At 63.6% G+C, this 4,283-nt stretch carries 5 protein-coding genes; 4 read left to right on the top strand and 1 reads right to left on the bottom strand.

Annotated elements, in window-relative coordinates; translation table 11 throughout:
• Window positions 1-276 (bottom strand): UPF0758 domain-containing protein (locus ACTHL0_RS03845; RefSeq protein ID WP_440565266.1); only part of this gene is annotated, 276 nt, incomplete at its 3' end.
• Window positions 277-553: 277 nt separating this feature from the next.
• On the opposite strand from ACTHL0_RS03845, the gene ACTHL0_RS03840 reads away from it, so the two are divergent.
• The 4 genes from ACTHL0_RS03840 (at window position 554) to ACTHL0_RS03825 (ending at window position 4,233) form a co-directional block, all read left to right on the top strand.
• Window positions 554-1,009 (top strand): FKBP-type peptidyl-prolyl cis-trans isomerase, encoded by a 456-nt coding sequence (locus tag ACTHL0_RS03840; protein ID WP_440565265.1) that lies wholly within the window; start codon window positions 554-556, stop codon window positions 1,007-1,009.
• Between the two features lie 2 nt (window positions 1,010-1,011).
• Window positions 1,012-1,977, top strand: a complete 966-nt coding sequence (gene ispH, locus ACTHL0_RS03835; RefSeq protein WP_440565264.1) for a 4-hydroxy-3-methylbut-2-enyl diphosphate reductase — start codon at window positions 1,012-1,014, stop codon at window positions 1,975-1,977.
• A gap of 337 nt (window positions 1,978-2,314) precedes the next feature.
• Complete coding sequence (locus ACTHL0_RS03830) at window positions 2,315-3,055, top strand: hypothetical protein (protein WP_440565263.1); 741 nt, start codon at window positions 2,315-2,317, stop codon at window positions 3,053-3,055.
• Between the two features lie 227 nt (window positions 3,056-3,282).
• Complete coding sequence (locus tag ACTHL0_RS03825) at window positions 3,283-4,233, top strand: branched-chain amino acid ABC transporter permease (RefSeq protein WP_440565262.1); 951 nt, start codon at window positions 3,283-3,285, stop codon at window positions 4,231-4,233.
• Window positions 4,234-4,283: the final 50 nt, after the last annotated feature.

The raw sequence follows: 4,283 nt of genomic DNA, 5'->3' as shown, positions 1-4,283 counted from the left end.
CAGGCCATCGAAATCGGCCGCGGTTGCGTCGAGCATCGCGCGCAGGGAGCCGAACCGTTCGAGCAGCGAGCGTGCGACATCGAACACATCGTGGCCCGGCAGTCCCGAGCCGAGGAAGATCGCGATGAGTTCGGTATCGGACAGCACCGCTGGGCCCGCATCGAAGAGCCGTTCGCGGGGCATGTCGCGCGAGCCCGCGGTGCGCGGGTGGCGCGCGGGCGCCGAAACGGGCCTGTCGAGCGCCGGGCGCGAAAGGACGACGGAACTATCTGGCATCGGTCTATCTCCCAGTACCGGTTTCCGAGCTGGCCAGACGGTGCGCGGACCGGCGCACGCCGCCCGGCACGAGCTGGCTTACAATAGCGACTTTGTGCGGGGCGGCCATCCGCCGGGCGGCGATCCGCGGGGCGGCCATCCGCCGGGCGGCGATTCGCGGGCGGCGATTCGCGGGCGGCCATCCGCCGCGTGCGAAGCGCGCGGGCTCCGTGCCCGTTCCACGTTCGCCGCCTTCGCCTTCGCGCCGCGCAAGCCACGTTTGCCCAACGAGTACAGCATGAGCATCATCGATATTTCAGAAGTGAAAGCCGGCTCGCATGTCACGCTTCATTACCGGCTGGCACTTGCCGACGGCGCCGACATCGTCAACACATTCGGCGACAAGCCGGCTACGCTGCTGCTGGGCGCCGGACAACTGGCCGAACCGCTGGAAGACATTTTGATGGGGATGAAGACGGGCGACCATTCGACCTTCCGGCTAGCCGAAGGTCAGGCGTTTGGCCCGCGCAACCCCGAACTGATTCAGCGCGTCTCGCTTGCCACGCTGCGCGAGAACGGAATGGTTGGCGAAGATTTTGCTCCGGGCGACTTGATCGAGTTCAACGCGCCGGGCGGCGGCCGCTATGCGGGCGTGCTAAAGGAAGTCGGCGAAACGTCGGCGCTGTTCGATTTCAATCATCCGCTCGCCGGCCAAGCGTTGACCTTCGAAGTGCACATCATCGGAATTCTGTAGACATGAGCCTCACGGATACTTCTCTCGCCGCTGCCGAGGCGGAAATTCTGCTCGCGCAGCCGCGCGGTTTCTGCGCCGGTGTGGACCGCGCAATCGAGATCGTCGAGCGCGCCATTGCGCTGTTCGGGGCGCCGATCTTCGTGCGCCACGAGATCGTGCACAACGCGTACGTCGTCGAGGATCTGCGCAAAAAGGGCGCGGTCTTCGTCGAGCAACTCGAAGAAGTACCCGCGGGCAGTACGGTGATCTTCAGTGCGCACGGTGTCTCGAAGGCGGTGCGCGAGGAGGCCGAGACGCGCGGGCTGCGCATTTACGACGCCACATGCCCGCTCGTCACGAAGGTCCACATCGAAGTGGCGAAGATGCGGCAGGAAGGGCTCGACATCGTCATGATCGGTCACAAGGGGCATCCCGAGGTGGAGGGGACGATGGGGCAGTGCGGGGAGCGCATGTATCTCGTCGAGAGCATCGAAGACGTGAACGCGCTCGAGGTGGACGATCCGTCGCAAATCGCATTCGTCACCCAAACGACGCTGTCGGTCGACGATGCCGCCCATCTCATCGCCGCCTTGAAGGCCCGGTTTCCGCTGATCCGCGAGCCCAAGAAACAGGACATCTGCTACGCGACCCAGAATCGGCAAGACGCGGTCAAATTTATGGCGCCGCAGTGCGACGTCGTGATCGTCGTGGGCAGTCCCAACAGCTCGAACTCCAACCGGCTGCGCGAAGTGGCCGAAAAACGCGGCGTGCCCGCCTATATGGTGGACTCTCCGGATCAGATCGATCCCGCGTGGGTGGCGGGTAAGCGGCGCATCGGCGTCACCGCCGGCGCGTCTGCGCCCGAGGTGCTTGCGCAGGCCGTCATTGGCCGGCTGCGCGAGCTCGGCGTGCGCCATGTGCGCGCGCTGGACGGTATCGAGGAGAACATCGCATTCCCGCTGCCGCGAGGCCTGACACTGCCGAACTGATATCGAGATCGAACGCATGGCAGCGCGGGTGGTTTTCGTGCCGATGCCATCCTCGGGTTTCCCCTAGTCCGATATTCATAAAAAGCGCACCCCTCGAGGTGCGCTTTTTTATTGACGCTCGCGCCGCGTTTGCGGAGGTTGCGCCTAATAAACGGGTAAAAGTCGCAACCAGGTTGCGACGTGCACCAAATAAGGGTCTCAAAAAAAGGTTGCAATGCAGGAAAACCCTGCCGGTTCCGCATATTGGCCGTCCGGCAATTGGAGTTACAATGCGCGCGTCCTCAAGGTCCGCGGGCCTTCTGGCATCGGTATCAGTAAGGCGCAGGAGACCTAGTTAATGCAAGTCAAGTTTGCTTTCGCCGCATCGGGCATGACGAAGGGCGGCGAGGCGAGCATCGGCGTCGCGGCATGGGCCGTCGCGGGGCCGGCGAATGAAACGGCGGCTATCGTCACCTCGGGGCAGACCGTGCGGTCAGCGGTACGCCTTGCGTCTTTCGATCTGGACAAACAAAACAAAAAGCAGGTTGCAGCGCGGTTGAGCGGCCGCGTGCAGCCAGCCCGTCCGCATCGGTGCGTGCCTCGCGGCACGCCGGTGCCGGCGCCTCTCCCCACTCTTCTCGCGCGCCCGCTATCGAGCGCAGGCGGGAGTGGCGGAACATTTGCGGCGAGTGTGTTGCCTGCAGCGCAGGCCGCGCTCGAAATCGGAGCAACAATCCTTGCGGGCGGCGTCGATGCCAGCAAGGAGATACCGTCCGCGCCTGGTGCGCGGGGGTGTCGCGTCGGTTTGCAGGCAGGCTCAACGCCCGCGTGCCGACACCAGGACGCAGACTTCGCGCAGCTTGGCGAAGCCCGCTTCCGCAAGGTGGCGTCGGATCCCGCATGCGCGGTGTTCGACATCAAGAAGTGCGCTGCCTCGATCGAGACGCCCAACACGCCGAAGGCGATGTCTCCCACGCACCCCGGTGCGCGGAAGGCCCCCTTCACCCTCGGCGTTAACGGCGGTTCGCGAGACGGCACCATTACGCTTCACGACTTCAATGACAGCGTGCGCGCGGTCCTCGACGTCGTGGAGGTGTAGTGACGCAGCATGGCAACGCGACGGCACCGAATACCCGACGGTGCCGTTTTTGCATCCGCCTCACCGGGTCTGCCGCCGAATCACGGCTTCGAGCGGTACCCGTGGGGTGGCCGACCCTTACCGGTTTTTTTTATGAGTACCCGCAGTGCCGTTGCGGTTTTCGCCGACCGTCCGCGTTACAACCGGCGCGAAGCGAAGATCCAGTCGCACGGGCTAAGGAGCTTTAAATGGATATTTTCATCCAGCAGATCCTCAACGGGCTGGTGCTTGGTAGCGTTTACGCCATCATTGCACTCGGCTATACGATGGTGTACGGCATCTTGGGCATCATCAACTTCGCTCACGGTGACGTGCTGATGGTGGGTGCGATGGTCGCGCTATCGACGATCAACGTGCTGCACAACCACTTTCCGGGGCTAGGCAACATACCGACGCTCATCATCGGGCTCATCGTCGCCGCTATCGTGTGCGCGATCGTCGGGTACGTGATCGAACGGACCGCCTATCGGCCGCTGCGTCGCGCCCCGCGTCTTGCCCCGCTGATCACCGCCATCGGCGTGTCGATTCTGCTGGAAACGCTGGCCATGATGATCTGGTCGCGCAATCCGCTCCCGTTCCCGCAGTTGATCTCCACCGATCCGCTCAACGTCATCAAGGCGACCGACACGAGCGTCGGCGCCGTGATCTCGATGACTGAAATCACGATCATCGTGGTGGCGTTCCTCGTCATGGCCGGCCTGCTGCTGCTCGTTCACAAGACGAAGCTTGGCCGCGCGATGCGCTCGATCGCCGAGAACCCGAACGTCGCGAGCCTGATGGGCGTGAACCCCAACTTCGTGATTTCGGCCACGTTCATGATCGGCTCGGCGCTTGCTGCCTTGGCCGGCGTGATGATCGCGTCCGAATACGGCAACGTCCACTTCTACATGGGCTTCATCCCCGGCATGAAAGCGTTTACCGCGGCCGTGCTTGGCGGGATCGGCAACCTCGGCGGCGCGATGGTCGGCGGCGTGGTGCTGGGCTTGATCGAACAGCTGGGCGCAGGCTACATCGGCAATCTGACCGGTGGCGTGTTCGGCAGTAACTACCAGGACGTGTTCGCATTCGTCGTGCTGATCGTCGTGCTGGTTTTCCGTCCGTCGGGCCTGCTGGGCGAACGTGTCGCGGATCGCGCGTAAGGCAAGGAGCAAAGCAAAATGACTTCAATTCAACCGATCGAGCCGTCCAC

It is taken from the genome of Trinickia sp., from assembly GCF_051961175.1.
Lineage (GTDB): Bacteria > Pseudomonadota > Gammaproteobacteria > Burkholderiales > Burkholderiaceae > Trinickia.
This window is presented reverse-complemented; position numbering and strand designations above follow the sequence as displayed.

Excerpts from the sequence above, each read along its gene's own strand:
- ACTHL0_RS03840 (WP_440565265.1), top strand. The coding sequence starts at position 554 with ATGAGCATCATCGATATTTCAGAAGTGAAAGCCGGCTCGCATGTCACG.
- ACTHL0_RS03830 (WP_440565263.1), top strand. The coding sequence starts at position 2,315 with ATGCAAGTCAAGTTTGCTTTCGCCGCATCGGGCATGACGAAGGGCGGC.
- ispH (WP_440565264.1), top strand. The coding sequence starts at position 1,012 with ATGAGCCTCACGGATACTTCTCTCGCCGCTGCCGAGGCGGAAATTCTG.
- ACTHL0_RS03825 (WP_440565262.1), top strand. The coding sequence starts at position 3,283 with ATGGATATTTTCATCCAGCAGATCCTCAACGGGCTGGTGCTTGGTAGC.